This window comes from Agromyces hippuratus, assembly GCF_013410355.1.
GTDB classification, from domain to species: domain Bacteria; phylum Actinomycetota; class Actinomycetes; order Actinomycetales; family Microbacteriaceae; genus Agromyces; species Agromyces hippuratus.
Genome location: NZ_JACCFI010000001.1, coordinates 3,456,988 through 3,473,115 on the forward strand (window position 1 = coordinate 3,456,988; position 16,128 = coordinate 3,473,115).

At 71.9% G+C, this 16,128-nt stretch carries 13 protein-coding genes; 9 read left to right on the forward strand and 4 right to left on the reverse strand.

Translation table 11 applies throughout. The features are described from left to right. Positions 1-19: 19 nt before the first annotated feature. From BJY17_RS16130 to BJY17_RS16140, 3 genes are read right to left on the reverse strand one after another with little or no spacing between them, the layout of a single operon-like run. Positions 20-2,887, reverse strand: coding sequence for an FAD-binding and (Fe-S)-binding domain-containing protein (locus tag BJY17_RS16130; RefSeq protein WP_179552263.1), 2,868 nt, complete (start codon positions 2,885-2,887; stop codon positions 20-22). Continuing rightward, positions 2,884-4,047: an MFS transporter gene (locus BJY17_RS16135; RefSeq protein ID WP_179552264.1), complete on the reverse strand. Its 1,164-nt coding sequence runs from the start codon at positions 4,045-4,047 to the stop codon at positions 2,884-2,886. Before BJY17_RS16135 ends, BJY17_RS16130 begins: the two co-directional genes overlap by 4 nt. After that, the gene (locus tag BJY17_RS16140; protein WP_179552265.1) at positions 4,044-4,949 is read right to left on the reverse strand and encodes a MurR/RpiR family transcriptional regulator; all 906 of its coding nucleotides are present in this window, start codon (positions 4,947-4,949) and stop codon (positions 4,044-4,046) included. The genes BJY17_RS16135 and BJY17_RS16140 overlap by 4 nt, the downstream gene beginning before the upstream one ends. 189 nt (positions 4,950-5,138) lie before the next feature. Between BJY17_RS16140 and BJY17_RS16145 the strand changes: the two genes are divergently transcribed. The 8 genes from BJY17_RS16145 (at position 5,139) to BJY17_RS16180 (ending at position 13,974) form a co-directional block, all read left to right on the forward strand. Then, positions 5,139-6,689, forward strand: a complete 1,551-nt coding sequence (locus BJY17_RS16145; protein ID WP_179552266.1) for an ABC transporter substrate-binding protein — start codon at positions 5,139-5,141, stop codon at positions 6,687-6,689. Between the two features lie 64 nt (positions 6,690-6,753). Further along, complete coding sequence (locus BJY17_RS16150) at positions 6,754-7,725, forward strand: ABC transporter permease (RefSeq protein WP_074261855.1); 972 nt, start codon at positions 6,754-6,756, stop codon at positions 7,723-7,725. Then, positions 7,722-8,609, forward strand: coding sequence for an ABC transporter permease (locus tag BJY17_RS16155; RefSeq protein WP_082600957.1), 888 nt, complete (start codon positions 7,722-7,724; stop codon positions 8,607-8,609). Before BJY17_RS16150 ends, BJY17_RS16155 begins: the two co-directional genes overlap by 4 nt. Continuing rightward, positions 8,606-9,517 (forward strand): N-acetylmuramic acid 6-phosphate etherase, encoded by a 912-nt coding sequence (gene murQ / locus BJY17_RS16160; protein ID WP_179552267.1) that lies wholly within the window; start codon positions 8,606-8,608, stop codon positions 9,515-9,517. Before BJY17_RS16155 ends, murQ begins: the two co-directional genes overlap by 4 nt. Continuing rightward, positions 9,514-10,683 carry an anhydro-N-acetylmuramic acid kinase gene (locus BJY17_RS16165; RefSeq protein ID WP_246303748.1) on the forward strand — a complete coding sequence of 390 codons (1,170 nt, stop codon included), beginning with the start codon at positions 9,514-9,516 and terminating at the stop codon, positions 10,681-10,683. The genes murQ and BJY17_RS16165 overlap by 4 nt, the downstream gene beginning before the upstream one ends. Before the next feature lie 9 nt (positions 10,684-10,692). Then, on the forward strand, positions 10,693-11,184 hold the full coding sequence (locus tag BJY17_RS16170) for a GNAT family N-acetyltransferase (protein WP_179552268.1): 492 nt from the start codon (positions 10,693-10,695) through the stop codon (positions 11,182-11,184). 37 nt (positions 11,185-11,221) lie between these two features. Next, positions 11,222-12,334, forward strand: coding sequence for a serine hydrolase domain-containing protein (locus BJY17_RS16175; RefSeq protein ID WP_179552269.1), 1,113 nt, complete (start codon positions 11,222-11,224; stop codon positions 12,332-12,334). Between the two features lie 8 nt (positions 12,335-12,342). Then, positions 12,343-13,974, forward strand: a complete 1,632-nt coding sequence (locus BJY17_RS16180; RefSeq protein ID WP_179552270.1) for an ABC transporter ATP-binding protein — start codon at positions 12,343-12,345, stop codon at positions 13,972-13,974. A gap of 19 nt (positions 13,975-13,993) precedes the next feature. Here the strand turns inward: BJY17_RS16180 and BJY17_RS16185 are convergent, their stop codons facing one another. Next, on the reverse strand, positions 13,994-14,611 hold the full coding sequence (locus BJY17_RS16185) for a TetR/AcrR family transcriptional regulator (protein WP_179552271.1): 618 nt from the start codon (positions 14,609-14,611) through the stop codon (positions 13,994-13,996). Between the two features lie 146 nt (positions 14,612-14,757). Here BJY17_RS16185 and BJY17_RS16190 point away from each other — a divergent pair, with 146 nt between their 5' ends. Further along, positions 14,758-16,128, forward strand: a complete 1,371-nt coding sequence (locus tag BJY17_RS16190) for an NAD(P)/FAD-dependent oxidoreductase (protein WP_179552272.1) — start codon at positions 14,758-14,760, stop codon at positions 16,126-16,128.

A 16,128-nucleotide genomic window follows, 5' to 3' on the forward strand; every position in this document is an offset into this window, starting at 1 on the left:
GAGCGCTCCCGGCATCGCCTCAGCGGGTCGCGCGCTCGAGCAGTTCGAGGATGTGCACGTACGGTTCGCCCGTCGCGCGCGTCATGCCGATCTCGCACGTGCGGTTGCACGAGGCATGGGCGTCGAAGTCGCGTTCGGCGAGCTCCGCCGCCTCCGTAGCGGTCGCGGATGCCGTCAGCTCGGGGTGGAGCATGCCGCGGTCGCCCGCGAAGGCGCAGCAGCCCCAGGCATCGGGAACCACCGCGTCGACGGCCACCGCGTTCGCGAGCTGCCGCAGGTGGTCGTTCGAACCGAGTCTCGTGCTCGAGCAGGTCGGATGCAGCGCGAGGGAATCGAGCCGCTCACCGACGTCGAGGGCGGGCAGCAGCCGCTCGGCCGCGAAGTCGACCGCGTCGACGATGCGGAGGGAGACGGGCGCGCCGTCGAGCTCGCCCACGTTCTCGAGCGCGTGCACGAGGCCCTCGGTGCACGAGGAGTTGTCGCAGACGATCGGCAGGCGCCCGCCGTCCGAGGCGGCGAGCAGCGCGCGCACGGTCTTCTCGATCGCGGTGGCGTAGCCGGCGGTGAGGCCCTTCGACTTCCACGGCGTTCCGCAGCACAGCCCGTCGATGCCGTCGGGCGTGACCAACTCGACGCCCGCGCGATCGCAGAGCAGGCGGAAGGCGGATGCCGCGCCGATGCCGTCGTCGGCCGGGCCGAACATCGAGCCGACGCAGGCCGAGAAGAAGACGGCGTCGCCGGTGGCGGCCGAGGCGTGGGCGCGCTTCGCCCCGCCGCGTGGCAGGTCGGCGGTCCACTGCGGCACGACGTCGGCGCCGAGCACCGCGCGGCCGGCGGCGCTGGCGGCCGCGGCGATCGGCGGCACGGCCTTCGCCGCGGTGAGGGCGAGCGCGGCGCCCCGGGTCACCGGGCCCCAGATCTTCGCGAGGCCCGCAGCGATCGTGCGGGTCGGCGCGTTCGCCTCCTGCTCGCGCAGGCGCCGCACGAGGTCGCCGGTGTTGATCATCACGGGGCACGCCGTCTGGCACATGCCGTCGGCGGCGCAGGTCTCGACCGAGGCGTACTCCTCCGCGGCGGCGAGGCGTGCGTCGAGGTCGGTGTCGCCGGCGGCCTTCGCGGCGGCGCGCGCCCGGCGCACCGCGATGCGCTGGCGCGGCGTGATCGTGACGTCTTTGCTCGGGCACACGGGCTCGCAGTAGCCGCACTCGACGCAGCGGTCGACCTCCGACTCGACCTCGGGCGTGAGCTTCAGGTGCTCGAGGTGCGCGGTCGGCGAGTCGGTGAGCAGCACGCCGGGGTTCAGCACGCCGGCGGGGTCGCAGAGCGCCTTGACCTCGCGCATGACGGCGTAGAGCTCGGCGCCGAACTGGCGTTCGACGAAGGGCGCCATGATCCGGCCGGTGCCGTGCTCGGCCTTCAGCGTGCCGCCGGCGCCGAGCACGAGGTCGACGAGCTCCTCGGTGAAGCGCTCCTGCCGCGCGATCGCATCGGCGGCGGTGAAGTCCTCGGTGAGGAGGAAGTGGATGTTGCCGTCCTTCGCGTGCCCGAAGATCACCGCATCGGCGTAGCCGTGGCGCTCGAAGAGCGTCTGCAGGGATGCGCAGGTCGCGGCGAGCTGTTCGACGGGTACTGCGATGTCCTCGAGCAGCGCGGTGGTGCACGGGCGTCGGGCACCGGCGATCGCCGCATAGAGGCCCTTGCGGAAGTGCCAGAGCCGCGCGCGCTCCGTCGGATCGCGGGTGACGTCGAGCGCTGGTGCACCGGCGGCGGCAAGGGCGGCACCCGCGAGGGCGAGCTGCTCGGCGAGGTCGTCGTCATCGCGGCCGTGGTACTCCACGAGCAGCGCGGCATGCCCGTCGATCACGACGTCGTCGATGATGCCGGATGCCGCGGGGTCGGCCTGGATCACGCGCAGCGACGCGGCATCCATCAGCTCGAGGGTGGCGGCGCCCGTCTCGACGAGCACCGGAAGGATGCCGGTGGCCGCGTCGAGCGTGGGGAAGACCACGAGCGCCGTGGCGATGCTCGAGGCGATCGGCACGGTGTCGAAGACGGCCTCGGCGACGAAGCCCAGCGTGCCCTCGCTGCCGACCATGAGGTGCGCGAGGATCTCGACCGGCTCGGTGAAGTCGAGGAAGGAGTTCAGGCCGTAGCCCATCGTGTTCTTGCCGCGGTACTGCCGCTCGATCTCGGCCCGCAGGTCCGCACGGTCGCGCACGAGGTCGCGGAGCCGGGCCAGACCTGCGTGCAGCGCGGGCTCGGCGTCGGCGAGCCGCCGGGCGGCATCGGGCGCCGAGGTGTCGACGATCGTGCCGCTCGGCAGGGCGAAGGTGAGCGAGGCGAGCGTGCGGTAGCTGTTGTGGTGGGTGCCGCAGGCCATGCCGCTCGAGTTGTTGGCGATCACGCCGCCGACGGTCGCGGCGATCTCGCTGGCCGGGTCGGGCCCGAGCTTGCGGCCGTGGCGGAGCAGCCGGGCGTTGACCTGCCGCACCGTCGCCCCGGGCTGCACGCGCACGCGCTCGCCGCCGGCCTCGGGCTGGATGCGGCGGAACGCGGTGCGCGTGTCGAGCAGGATGCCCTCGGTCGAGGCCTGGCCCGAGAGGCTGGTGCCGCCCGAACGCACGGTCACCCCGAGCCCGGCGTCGGCCGCGAAGCGGAGCACGGCCGCGACCTGCTCGAGGCTGCGCGGGGTGACAACGGCGGCGGGCGTCAGCAGCACGTGCGAGGCGTCGACGCCCGCGACGATGCGGTCGAACTCGGCGACCGAGACATCCGCGGCCGTCGATGCCGGCGAGGCGATCGTGCCGAGCACTCGACCGAGCTCGGCGGCGAGGCGGTCATCGCCGGGGTCGACGGCGGAGCGGTGGGCGGTGGCGGACACGGTCATGCGGTGCGGCTTCCTGGGACGGCTGGGCTGGCGGTGCGGACGGGGATCGCCGAGAGGGCGGCGACCACGAGGCAGATGACGGCGGTCGCGACGAACGTCGCGGACGCGGTGGGATCCTCAGTGAGGAGCAGGATCGCGGCGGGCACGAAGCTGCCGCCGGCTGCGCCGCAGGCGACGAGCACCCCGGTCGCCTTCGCGGCTTCGTCGTCGTCGAGGCGATCGAGTGCGAGCCCCACCGTGAGGGCGTAGGTCGGGGCGAGGGCGACGACGGCGACGGCGATCGCGACGAGGCCGAACACCGGGGCGGTCGGCGTGACGACCGCAGCGACGCCGAGCACCCCGGCGGCGGTGAGCGTGCCGAGGAGCAGGGCGCGACGCGTCGTGACGCCGCCCCGCAGCATCGCCGACGAGGCGAACCGGCCGACGGCCATGAGCCCCCAGAAGACCGAGGTGCCGAGTGCGGCGGCGGCGGGGTCGACCCGCAGCAGTCCCGCCGGGATCACGGCCGACCACCCGGCGAACACGGTCTCGACGCCGACGTAGAGGGGGAGCGCGATCGCGAGCGGCAGTAGCGCGAGCACGCTCGCACGACGGAGGCCGCGTCGGCGCTCGCCACGGGCCGGAGCGGTGCTGCCGCGGGCGCCGGCGAGGAGCGCGACGGCGGCGGCGAACTGCGCGGCGGCGACCACGAGGAGCACCAGCGGTGGCCGCTCGGTGCCCGCGGCCAGGGCCACGAGGAGGGGCGTGAGCGCCGCGGTGACGGCGACCGTCGCCGTGAGCGCGGTGAGGATGGCGGCGGTCGAGGAGGTCGAAGCGGCCTTCGAGGCGACGCTCGCGGAGGCCTCGGTGAGTCCGAACCCGAGGCCGGCGAGGGCCGCGAAGGCGATGAAGCCGGGTGCCGTGCCGGCGAGGGCGGCGCCGGTGAGGGCGACCGCCTGCACGAGGCATCCGATCGCCGCGAGGTGCAGCGCACGCACGCGGCGCAGCACGACGCTCGATGCGAGCACGCCGGCGAGCAGGCCGCCGAACAGGGCGGGGATGGCGGAGACGACGGATGTCCCGATGCCCTGCTCGACCGAGGGGAGCACCGCCGGGATCACCGCCGCGGTCGCACCGAGTCCGGCGAACGCGGCGTAGAGCCCTCGGATCGCCGGGGTCACCGGCGAAGCGCGCGGAGGTGGTGCACTGCCGCGTAGGTGTTGCGGATCGCCTCCATCGACTGGTCGTAGCTGGCCTGGGCGACGCCGATGAAGACGCAGTCGACGACCATGAGCTGTGCGATGCGGCTGCCGAGCGCACCCGAGCGGAACCCGGTCTCGCGGGCGGCGGTGGTGAGCACGATGTCGGCCTGCTCGGCGAGCGGGGAGTGATCGTGATTGGTGATCGCGATCGTCGTGGCGCCCGCGGCGCGTGCGATCGCGAGGAACTCGACCGTGTCGACGGTGCCGCCGCTGTGCGAGACGGCGATCGCCACGGTGCCGGGGCGGAGCGTCGCCGCCGAGGTCCAGGCGGCGTGCGGGTCGGACCAGTTGAGCGCAGTGCGGCCGATGCGGGTGAGCTTCTGCTGCAGGTCGAGGCCGACGAACGAGCTCGCGCCCACGCCGAAGATGTCGACGCGCGGGGTCGCCCCGACCGCGTCGACGGCAGCCTGCAAGGCGTCGATGTCGAGCACCTTCGCCGTGTCGGCGATCGAGAGGGTCTCGGCCATCGAGACCTTCGCCACGATGTCGTCGAGAGTGTCGTCGCGGTCGATGTCGCCCGAGATCTCGGGCAGCCCAGCGGTCTCGAACGTCTCGCGCGCGACGTCGCGGAGCACGTCCATGCGGAGGGCCTTGAAGTGCTCGTAGCCCATGCGCTTGCAGAAGCGCACGACCGAGGTGGTCGAGGTGTCGCAGCGCGCGGCGAGCTCGGCGATCGAGAGCTCGGCGATGAGCGCGGGCTCGGAGACGAACAGCGAGGCGATGCGCTGCTCGCTCGGGCGCAGCTCGGGCAGGATCGCCCGGATGCGCACGAGCACGGGGCGCTGGCCGGGCTCGTCGGCCCTGGGCTCGTGGGTGGGCATCAGCTCTCCTCGTCGACGACACTCGATGCCCCATCGGGGCGGTGACACCACCCTAGAAGAAATTTTGTTACATGCCTAGCTGATGTGATGTACTTTTGTGACCCACTGAGATCATCGATGCTCTTCGACCCGGCGCCCACAGCGCAGTACCACCCGGACGAGGCAGCACCTAGCCCTGAGGAGTTCCCCATGAACGGAGGCAACCGCGGTGCACGCGGCGCCCTCGCAGCGGTCGGCCTGGCAGCGGCCGTCGCTCTGACGATCACCGGCTGCAGCTCGGCGAAGCCCGCGCCCACTGAAGCAGGTGCGGCAGGCGGCTCGCTCGTCGTCGGCGTCACGAGCGACCCCGACACGCTGTTCCCCTGGAAGGCCACGCAGTTCCAGGCCGTCAACGTGCTGCAGAACCTGTACGGCACGCTGACCGAGTTCGACGCCGACCTCAACGTCGTGCCCGGCCTCGCCGAGTCGTGGGAGGCGTCGGAGGACGGCCTCACCGTGACCTTCAAGCTGCGCGAGGGCGTCACCTTCGCCGACGGCTCCACCTTCGGCTCCGAAGACGTGAAGTTCTCGCTCGAGGCCATCGCGGCCGAAGCCACCGCAGCCGTCGCGAGCACCTCGCTCGCGTCGGTCGCCGGCATCGAGACGCCCGACGAGCAGACCGTCGTGCTGACGTTGAGCGCGCCCGATGCCGCCCTGCCGGCGAACCTCGCCGTCATCAACATGGCGATGCTCTCCTCCGACGACACCGAGGCCGAGCTGAACACCACGCCGAACGGCACGGGGCCGTTCGTGCTCGAGGACCGCAAGGCCAGCCAGTCGCTGACGCTCGCCAAGAACGACGCCTACTGGGGCGACGCCGCGAAGCTCGACACCGTCGAGTTCCGCGTCATCCCCGACGAGTCCTCGATCGTCTCGGCCATGCAGTCGGGCAACGTGCAGCTCGCGGTCTTCGACGACCCGCTCGTCGCGCAGACCGCCGAGAGCGGCACGGTCACCGTCGAGAAGACGCCCCAGCTGAGCTACCACGCGCTGCAGCTGAACGCCCGTCGCGGCGACCTCGCCGACGTCAACGTGCGTCTCGCGATCCAGTGCGCCGTCGACCGCCAGGAGGTGCTCGACACCGCCGCCCTCGGCGAGGGCGAGGTGACCGGCCCGATCACGTCGCCGGCGTACCGCTCCGACCCCGACGCCCGCCCCTGCCCCGAGCGCGACCTCGACGAGGCCGCGAAGTACCTCGACAAGGCCGGCAAGTCCGACGGCGTGACGATCAAGACGATCGTCTCGCAGGGCGAGTACGCGACGAGCGTCAACGAGGCGCAGAACCTCAAGGCCCAGCTGGCCGAGGCGAACATCACCCTCGAACTCGAGGTGCTCGAGTCGGGCGCCTTCGTCGACCGCTGGATCGCCGCCGACTTCGACGCGGCCGTCGCCCTGAACGGCGGACGCCCCGACCCCGACGGCATGTACGGCCGCTACTTCACGAGCACGGGCAACCTGAACCAGGTCGCCGGGTACAGCTCGCCCGAGCTCGACGCGCTGTTCGCCGAGGGCAAGCAGAGCTCCGACCCCGATGAGCGCAAGGACATCTACGCGCAGATCTCGGAGAACCTCGAAGACAACGCCGCGTGGATCTGGCTCTTCACGAGTTACTCCTACACCGCGGCCTCGTCCGAGGTGCAGGGCTTCACGCCCATGGCCAACGGTTCGCTGCAGTACCTCCGCACCACGACGGTCAACTAAGACCCCGAACGGCGCGGCGTCCCCACACATGCGCCGCGCCGTTCGGCACAACCCACGGAAGACCATGCTTCGACGACTCTTCAGGAACCCGGTGCTCCGGCGCATCCTCGCCGCACTGGCGACGCTGCTCGGCGTGGCCGTGTTCGTCTTCATCATGTTGCGGGCGATCCCCGGCAACCAGATCACGGCCGGCCTCGGCACCGAGGCCGCGGCCCTCACGCCCGCACAGCAACAGCAGCTCGAGGCGTACTACGGTCTCGACCAGCCGCTCATCGCGCAGTTCTTCAGCTGGCTCGGCAACATCTTCACCGGCAATCTCGGCTTCTCGGCCCGTGCGCAGCAGAGCGTGCTCGAACTGACGGCGCAGTCGCTGCCCGTCACGATCGAGCTGGCGATCTTCTCGATCGTGCTCGCGCTGCTCATCGGCATCCCGCTCGGCATGCTCTCGGCATCGCGGCCCGACTCTCCCCGTGACGCCTTCGGACAGGTCGTCGGCCTCGCCGGTCTCTCGATCCCCGCGTTCCTGCTCGCGACGACGCTGCTCGCCGTGCTCGCCTCGAGCTTCGGGTACAACCCCAACGGCGAGGGCTACGCGTACTTCGTCGACAACCCCTGGCTGAACCTGCAGCAGATGCTGCTGCCCTCGATCGTGCTCGGCTTCGGCATCGCGGCCCCCATCATGCGCACCACGCGCACCGCCGTGCTCGAGATCCGCTCGAACGACTTCATCCGCACGGCGAAGGCGAAGGGCGTTCCGCCTCGCCGTCTCCAGGCCAAGCACGTGCTCGGCAACGCACTCGTGCCGATCGTCACGATGACGGGCCTGCAGTTCGGCTACCTGCTCGGCGGCGCCGTGGTGGTCGAGCAGATCTTCTCGCTGCCGGGCATCGGCCGCCAGGTGCTGCTCGGCATCCAGCAGAAGGAGTACGCACTCGTGCAGAGCACCGTGCTGATCATCGCGCTCTCGTTCGTGATCGTGAACCTGCTGACCGATGTGCTCTACCGCATGATCGACCCGAGGGTGCGTGCCGCATGACCGACATCACCCAGACCGCGACCCTCGCTCCCGGCGGCGGGCGGACCATGGAGCGCGTTCGCCTCCTGCTCCGCAGCCGGAGCGGCCTCGTCGGCCTCATCATCGTCATCGTGCTGGGCGTGCTCAGCCTGCTCTCGGCGTTCGGCCTGCTGCCCTACGACCCGATCGCGCAGGACCCGCCGGCCCGACTGCAGCCGCCGTCGGCCGAGCACTGGTTCGGCACCGACCAGTTCGGCCGCGACGTCTTCTCGCGCGTCGCAGCGGGCGTCGCCAACTCGGCGCTCATCTCGCTCGTCGCGGTGGCGTTCGCCACGCTCGTCGGCACCTTCTGCGGTCTCGTCGCCGGGTTCTACCGCGGCGTCTCCGACGGGGTGATCTCGGGCGTGACGAACGTGTTGTTCGCCTTCCCGCCGCTGCTCCTCGCGCTGTCGCTCGCCTCGGTCTTCGACCGCAACTGGTTCACGATCGCCGTGGCCATCGCGATCGTCTACGTGCCGATCTTCATCCGCGTGACCCGCGGGCCGGTGCTCTCGCTCCGCGAGATCGAGTACGTGAAGGCCGCGACGAGCACAGGCCAGAGCCGCTCGATGGTGATGTTCCGCCATGTGCTGCCGAACATCACCTCGATCATCATCGTGCAGGTCACGCTCTCGCTCTCGTGGGCCGTGCTGACCGAGGCCTCGCTGAGCTTCCTCGGCCTCGGCACCCCGCCGCCGGCCCCGTCGCTCGGCTCCATGATCTTCGAGGCGCGCACCCTCATCGGCATCGCGCCGTGGACCATGATCGCGCCCGGCGCGGTCGTCGTCCTCCTCGTCGTTGGACTCAACCTCCTCGGAGACGGTCTGCGCGACGCACTCGACCCCAGAAACAGAGGAAAGAAATGAGCACGCTCGACGACGACCTGGCGAACCTCGCCACCGAGGCGAGCAACCCGCGCTACGCGGAGCTCGACCGCATGAGCGTCGCGGAGATCGCCGCGGCCATGAACGAGGCCGACGCCACCGTGCCCGGCGCCGTCAGCCGCGCCCTGCCGCAGATCGTTCCGGCGATCGAGGCCGCGAGCGAGCGGATGTCGCGAGGCGGGCGCCTCGTCTACGTCGGTGCCGGCACGCCCGGCCGCATCGCCGTGGTCGACGCCTCGGAGTGCCCGCCCACGTTCAGCACGCCGCCCGAGCTGGTCTTCGCGATCATGGCCGGCGGCGCCTCCGCCATCGTCACCCCCACCGAGGGCGCTGAAGACGACGCCGACGCCGGCTCCGCCGCGATCGACGAGGCGGGGATCGGACCGCTCGACACGGTCATCGGCATCGCCTCGAGCGGCCGCACGCCCTACGTGATCGCGGCCATCGAGCGCGCTCGTGCGCTCGGCGCCCTCACGGTCGGCCTCTCGTGCAACGTCGACACGGCGCTGAGCGCGGCCGCCGAGTTCCCGATCGAGGTGGCGGTCGGCCCCGAGGTGCTGACGGGCTCGACGCGGCTGAAGGCCGGCACGGCGCAGAAGCTCGTGCTCAACATGTTCTCGACGATCGTGATGGTGCAGCAGGGCAAGACCTACGGCAGTTTCATGGTCGACCTGAAGCCGACGAACCACAAGCTCCGCGACCGTGCGGTGCGCATGGTGGCCGAGATCGCCGGGGTGCCGCGCGATGAGGCCGAGGCCACGCTCGAGGGCAACGACTACGACGTGAAGACCTCGGTGCTGGTGCTCGCCCGCGGCCTCTCGCAGGCCGAGGCCGAGGCGCGCCTGGCGGTCGCGGGCGGCAGGCTCCGACCCGCGATGGAAGGTGCATGATGCGCGTTCTCGGCATGATCTCCGGCACCTCGCACGACGGCATCGACGTCGCCGTCGTCGAGTTCACCGAACGCGACGGCGTGCTCTCGGGGCGCGTGCTCCACGACGCCACCACCCCCTACGCGCCGGCCCTGCGCGAGCGGCTGATCGCCGCCCTGCCTCCCGCGCCGACGACGCTCGCCGAGATCTGCGAGCTCGACACGCTGATCGGCCAGGCCTTCGCCGACGCCGCGCTCGCCGCGCGCGACGCGGTCGGCGGGGTCGACGCGGTCACCTCGCACGGCCAGACCGTCTACCACTGGGTCGACGGCGCGCACGCGCTCGGCACGCTCCAGATCGGCCAGCCCGCGTGGATCGCCGAGCTGCTCGGCGTTCCGGTGGTCTCCGACGTGCGCATCCGCGACATCGTCGCCGGCGGCCACGGCGCTCCGCTCGTCTCCTTCCTCGACGAACTGCTGCTGCGCGACCGCTCGGGCGTCTCGGCCGCGCTGAACCTCGGCGGCATCTCGAACATGACCGTCGTCGGCGAGGACGCGCTCGTCGCCTACGACATCGGACCGTCGAACGCGCTCGTCGACGCCGTCGTCGTCGACGAGGGCCTGAACGACCTCGGCTACGACGACGACGCCCGCATCGCGTCGACCGGCACCGTCGACGAGGAACTCCTGGCGTTGCTGCTCGCCGACCCGTACTACGCGCTGACGGCGCCGAAGAGCACGGGCAAGGAGCACTTCCACCTCGCCTATGTGCGCGACGCCGAGGCCCGCCTCGGTCGTTCGATCGAGGTCGACGATCTCGTGCGCACGCTCACCGAGCTCACGGTGCAGACGGTCGCCCGCGACGTGCGGGCGGCGGGCATCGGCTTCCTCGCGGCCTCGGGCGGCGGATGCCGCAATCCGCTGATCCTCGACGGGCTCCGCGCCGCGCTGCCCGAGGTCGAGGTCGTGCTCGCCGACGAGCTCGGCGCGCCGGCCGACAGCAAGGAGGCCATCGCCTTCGCGCTCATCGGCTGGTGCACCCTGCACGGCATCCCGGCGACGGTTCCGGGCGGCACCGGGGCTAGCGCGCCGCGCATCCTCGGCACCATCACGCCCGGTGACGGCCCGCTCGTGCTGCCGCAGCCGGTCGACGGCCTGCGTTCGCTGGTGCTCGAGGCGGGTCGCTGAACGATGTCCGTGACGCTTCGCCCCGCGACGAGCGACGACCGCGACGCGATCGTCGCCGTCTTCCTCGCCTGCTGGCGAGAGAGCTACGTCGGCGTGCTGCCGGCCGTCGCGATCGAGGCGATGACGGATGACCGTGCGCAGGCGCTCTGGCGACGGGTGCTGGCCTCGACCGAGGGCACGGTGTTCGTCGCCGAGCACGACGGCCTCGTGCAGGGGGTCACCCGCTTCGCGCCCGAGGGCGACGGCGGTGCGGTGCATTCGCTCTACGTCTCGCCCGATGCCCGCGGTCTCGGCCTCGGCACGCGCCTGCTCGACGCCGCCTACGACTCGCTCAGCGAGCGCGGCGCGGCATCGGTCGCGCTGTGGGTCTTCGCCGCGAACGCGCCGTCGATCGCGTTCTACCGGGGCCGCGGCTGGCTGCCCGACGGGGGAGCGCGCACGCAGGCCGAGTTCGGCGAGCCGGAGCTCCGCCTCCGCCGTGGTGGACGGAGGCCGGCATGATCCGGCTCGCCGGACTCAGCGCGCACGAGGCGGCCTCATGAGCGCGCCCGAGACCCTGCTCGGCGCTGCTGCCGCGGCGATGATCGCGCCGAGCGCCGGCTCGCCCGCCGGCTCGCCCGCCGGCTGCGTGATCGGCATCGACCTGGACGGCGAGCGGCAGGTCGCCGCCGCTGGTCTCGCTGCGCCGGAGCATCCCGCCCCGGTGCCGATGCGCCGCGGCACCCTGCACGACCTCGCCTCGGTGAGCAAGGTCGTCGGCACGACCACAGCGCTGCACCGCCTCGCCTCGATGGGCGAGCTCGACGTCGACGACCTCGTCACGCGATTCGTGCCGCCATTCGGCGGTCACGCCGAGACGAGCGTCCGCGACCTCCTCCAGCACCGCGCCGGACTCCAGGAGTGGCAGCCGCTGTACCTCGCGCCCGGCGACGACCCCCTCGCGACGATCGACGCGCTCCCGCTCCGCTACGCCCTGCGCAGCGAACGGCACTACTCCGACCTCGGGTTCATGCACCTCGGCCGGGTCGTCGAGGCTGTCGCGGGCCTGTCGCTCGACGCCGCTGTGCGCGACCTCGTCGCGCGCCCGCTCGGCCTCCGTTCGCTCGGCTACGGGCCGGTCGCGGGCGAGGCGGCCACGAGTTCGCACGGCGACGAGGCCGAACGCCGGATGGTCGCCACGGGGCATCCGTACCCCGTCGCATGGAGCGATGCGGGATTCGCCTGGCGCACCGCGCCCGTCAATGGCGAGGCCAACGACGGCAACTGCTTCCACGCCTTCGGCGGCGTCGCCGGGCACGCGGGGCTCTTCGGCTCCATCGACGACGTGCTCGATGTCGTGGCGACGCTCAGCCGCGCCGACGAACGGCGCGAGCTCTGGGACCCCGAGGTCACGGCCGACTTCAGTGCGGCGGGACCCGATGCCGAGCAGGCGCTCGGCTGGCGGCGCCGAGAGCTCGTCGTGCGGGGCGAGCGGATGCCGCTCCTCTGGCACCCCGGATTCACCGGCTGCGCCGTGGGCTTCGTGCCCGGGCGCGGCATCGCCGTGGCCTTCGCGAGCAACCGCCTGCTCGCGGCCGAGCCGGCGCCCACCGACCTCCACTGGCAGCGCGTGCTGGATGCGCTCGCCTCGACCCTCAGCACACAGGAGTGAACCCGACCATGACCACGAACGAACCGGTGCTCCGCATCAGCGGCCTCTCGATCGCCTTCCGCTCGGGCGGCGAACTCGTCACCGCCGTCGACGACGTCTCGATCGACGTCGCAGCGGGCGAGACCGTCGCGATCGTGGGCGAGTCGGGCTCCGGAAAGTCGACCACGGCCGCGGCGATCAACCGGCTGCTGCCGGAGAACGGCGTCATCACCGCGGGCAGCATCCGATTCGAGGGCCGGGAGATCACCGAGCTCGGCGAGAACGAGCTCGTGAAGCTCCGCGGCGCTGGCATCGGCCTCGTGCCGCAGGACCCGATGTCGAACCTCAACCCGCTCATGCGCGTCGGCGAGCAGATCGGCGAGGCGCTCGAGGTGCACGGCTACGGCACCGGCGAGGCCGTGCGCGCGCGGGTGGTCGAGCTGCTCGAGCTCGTCGGCATCCCCGACCCCGAGCAGCGTTCGCGGCAGTACCCGCACGAGTTCTCGGGTGGCATGCGCCAGCGCGCCCTCATCGCCATGGGGCTCGCGTGTCAGCCGCGCCTGCTCATCGCGGACGAGCCGACCTCGGCCCTCGACGTCACGGTGCAGCGCCGCATCCTCGACCAGCTCGACCAGCTGACCGGCGAGATGGGCACCGCGGTGTTCCTCATCACCCACGACCTCGCGCTCGCCGCCGAGCGCGCCGACCGCATCGTCGTGATGTTCCGCGGCAGCATCGTCGAGACCGGCACCTCGCAGGAGGTGCTCGAGAACCCGAAGCACGAGTACACGAAGCAGCTCCTCGCCGCCGCGCCGAGCCTCGCCTCGCGCCGCGAACCGCTGCCCATCCGCGGCGGCGACGTCGACACGCGTCCGCTCGTCGAGGTGACCGAGCTGCGCAAGGAGTTCCACCTGCGCTCGCCGAAGGCGGGGGAGCCCGCGACGTTCACCGCCGTCGACGGCGTGAGCTTCACGATCCCGCGCGGCAGGACCGTCTCGATCGTGGGGGAGTCGGGGTCGGGCAAGTCCACGACCGCGAACCTCGTGCTCGGGCTCGAGCAGCTCACCTCGGGTCGCATCGCCTTCGACGGCACCGACCTGACCAAGCTGAAGCGCCGCGAGCTCTTCGCGTTCCGCCGCCGGGTGCAGCCCGTCTTCCAGAACCCGTACGCCTCGCTCGACCCGCGCTACACGGTCGAGGAGTCGATCGCCGAACCGCTGAAGGTGCATCGGATCGGCAACGCCGCGAGTCGCCGCAAGCGCGTCGCCGAGCTGCTCGAGCAGGTCGCCCTGCCGGTGGCCATGGCCTCGCGCCTGCCGCACGAGCTCTCGGGCGGCCAGCGCCAGCGCGTCGCGATCGCCCGCGCCCTCGCGCTCGAGCCCGAGCTCGTCGTGCTCGACGAGGCCGTCTCGGCGCTCGACGTGCTCGTGCAGGCGCAGATCCTCGAACTGCTCGCGGGCCTCCAGGCCCGCCTCGGTCTCAGCTACCTCTTCATCAGCCACGACCTCGCGGTCGTGCGCATGATCTCCGATGAGGTGCACGTGATGCAGCGCGGTCGCATCGTCGAGAGCGGCACGCCAGAGCAGATCTTCGACGACCCGCAGGACGCGTACACACGGGAGCTGCTGGCGGCGATCCCGGGGGCCGCGCTGGCGTCCTGAGCGGCCGGCTGCTCGGCGACTACGCCGTCGCGTCGTGCCTCGCGCCGAACACGAGTGCGCGCAGCAGCACCTCGAGCGAGGCCTGCACGCGCGCATCCGTCCACGACGCCGGGTCCTCGACGGCCTTGACCTCGTAGCCCCGGCAGTAGAGGTAGAGGATGTCGGCGATGTGCGCGGCCTGTTCGAGATCGACGGATGCCCCGTCGCGCTCGACGTGCTCGGCGCCGGCGAGGAACTTGTCGTACGTGGCATCCGTCACCCGTCGCACGACCTGGTAGGCGCGCTCGTTCGCGCCGCGCACGTCGGCGATGACCTCGATCCAGAGGCTGCGCAGCACGTTCTCTTCCGGGTCGGAGGTGCACATCCACCGGGCGAGGGCGGCGAGCCGCTCGACGCCGACGAGGTCGCCCAGGTGCTCGAGGCGCTCGGCGTCCCACTGCGTGCGGGCGTGATCGAGGGCGTTCGCCATGAGGTGGGCGCGCGAGGGCACGAAGTTCGTGATGTAGGCGGTCGAGCGGCCGAGGCGATCGGCGACGGCGCGCAGGGTCACCGCGCGGGTGCCTCGTTCGCGGGCGACCTCGACGGTCGCGCGCGCGATGTCGGCGAGGCGTTCGTCGGTGTCGACGTCGATCGGCATCGGCCCTCCCTCTCTCGTTGGCAACTGTCGGCTGCTGGTGATGGCCGGCTGTTGACAGCCTGCCAGCTTCGGCGCTACGTTTCAAAACATTGTTGTAAAACACTCCGATATCTCGGGTGCTCGAACTTCACCGGAGAGGAACACGCATGACCGCGAACGGCGGAGTCTCGTTCTGGCTGCAACAGGTCGGCCTGCCGACCCCGCGCCCGGCCATGCCCGGCGACCTCGACGTCGATGTCGCGATCGTCGGCGCCGGCTACACCGGTCTCTGGACCGCGTACTACCTGAAGCGCGACCAGCCCGACCTGCGCGTCGCCCTGCTCGAGCGGCGCTTCGCCGGGTACGGCGCTTCGGGCCGGAACGGCGGATGGCTCACCAACTCGGTCACCGGCGGCCGCGAGCAGTACGTGAAGACCCACGGGCGCGACGCCGCGATCGCGCAGCAGGTGGCGCTCAACGAGACCGTCGACGAGGTCATCGCCATCGCCGCCGCCGAGGGCATCGACGCCGACCTGCACAAGGGCGGCGAACTCGAGGTCGCCTACACGCCGGCCCAGTTCGCCCGGCTGAAGTCGTACGTTGCGGCCGAGCAGTCGTGGCCCGCCACCGACGTCCAGCTCCTCGATGCGGCGCAGGCGAAGACTCGCGTCAACGTCGCCGGCCTGCTCGGCGCCGCCTGGCACCCGCACTGCGCACGCATCCACCCCGCCAAGCTCGCCCTCGGCCTCGCTGCGGCGGTCGAGCGACTCGGCGTGACGATCTACGAAGGCACCACGGTCACCGAGATCCGCCCCGGCGAGGCCCGCACCGACCACGGCACCGTGCGCGCCGCCCACGTGCTGCGCGCGACCGAGGGCTTCACGCCCGACCTGCGCGGCGAGCACCGCACCTGGCTGCCGATGAACTCGTCGCTCATCGTGACCGAGCCACTCGCGGCATCCGTGTGGGACGAGATCGGCTGGAACGGCCGCGAGGTGCTCGGAGACATGGCGCACGTCTACATGTACGCGCAGCGCACCGCCGACGACCGCATCGCGTTCGGAGGCCGCGGCGTGCCCTATCGCTACGGCTCGCGCGTCGACCAGGACGGCCGCACCCAGCAGGCCACGATCGAGAGCCTGGGCGCGCTGCTGGCCCGCTTCTTCCCCATGGCAGCGGATGCCGCGATCGACCACGCCTGGTCGGGAGTGCTCGGCGTTCCCCGCGACTGGGCGGCCACCGTCGGCCATGACCGCGCCACCGGACTCGGCTGGGCGGGCGGCTACGTCGGCACCGGCGTGACCGCGACGAACCTCGCCGGGCGGACCCTGCGAGACCTCGTGCTCGGCCGCGATACGGACCTCACCCGCCTGCCGTGGGTCGGGCACCGCGCCCGCAAGTGGGAGATCGAGCCGCTCCGCTGGCTGGCCGTGCAGGCCATCTACGGCGCGTACCACGCCGCCGACCGTGCCGAACTGCGCGGCCGCGCGACCACCTCGCCGATCGCCCATCTCGCCGACCTCGTCGCGGGGCGCTGA

Excerpts from the sequence above, each read along its gene's own strand:
- BJY17_RS16130 (WP_179552263.1), bottom strand. The coding sequence starts at position 2,887 with ATGACCGTGTCCGCCACCGCCCACCGCTCCGCCGTCGACCCCGGCGAT.
- BJY17_RS16140 (WP_179552265.1), bottom strand. The coding sequence starts at position 4,949 with ATGCCCACCCACGAGCCCAGGGCCGACGAGCCCGGCCAGCGCCCCGTG.
- BJY17_RS16145 (WP_179552266.1), top strand. The coding sequence starts at position 5,139 with ATGAACGGAGGCAACCGCGGTGCACGCGGCGCCCTCGCAGCGGTCGGC.
- BJY17_RS16150 (WP_074261855.1), top strand. The coding sequence starts at position 6,754 with ATGCTTCGACGACTCTTCAGGAACCCGGTGCTCCGGCGCATCCTCGCC.
- BJY17_RS16155 (WP_082600957.1), top strand. The coding sequence starts at position 7,722 with ATGACCGACATCACCCAGACCGCGACCCTCGCTCCCGGCGGCGGGCGG.
- murQ (WP_179552267.1), top strand. The coding sequence starts at position 8,606 with ATGAGCACGCTCGACGACGACCTGGCGAACCTCGCCACCGAGGCGAGC.
- BJY17_RS16165 (WP_246303748.1), top strand. The coding sequence starts at position 9,514 with ATGATGCGCGTTCTCGGCATGATCTCCGGCACCTCGCACGACGGCATC.
- BJY17_RS16175 (WP_179552269.1), top strand. The coding sequence starts at position 11,222 with ATGAGCGCGCCCGAGACCCTGCTCGGCGCTGCTGCCGCGGCGATGATC.
- BJY17_RS16180 (WP_179552270.1), top strand. The coding sequence starts at position 12,343 with ATGACCACGAACGAACCGGTGCTCCGCATCAGCGGCCTCTCGATCGCC.
- BJY17_RS16185 (WP_179552271.1), bottom strand. The coding sequence starts at position 14,611 with ATGCCGATCGACGTCGACACCGACGAACGCCTCGCCGACATCGCGCGC.
- BJY17_RS16190 (WP_179552272.1), top strand. The coding sequence starts at position 14,758 with ATGACCGCGAACGGCGGAGTCTCGTTCTGGCTGCAACAGGTCGGCCTG.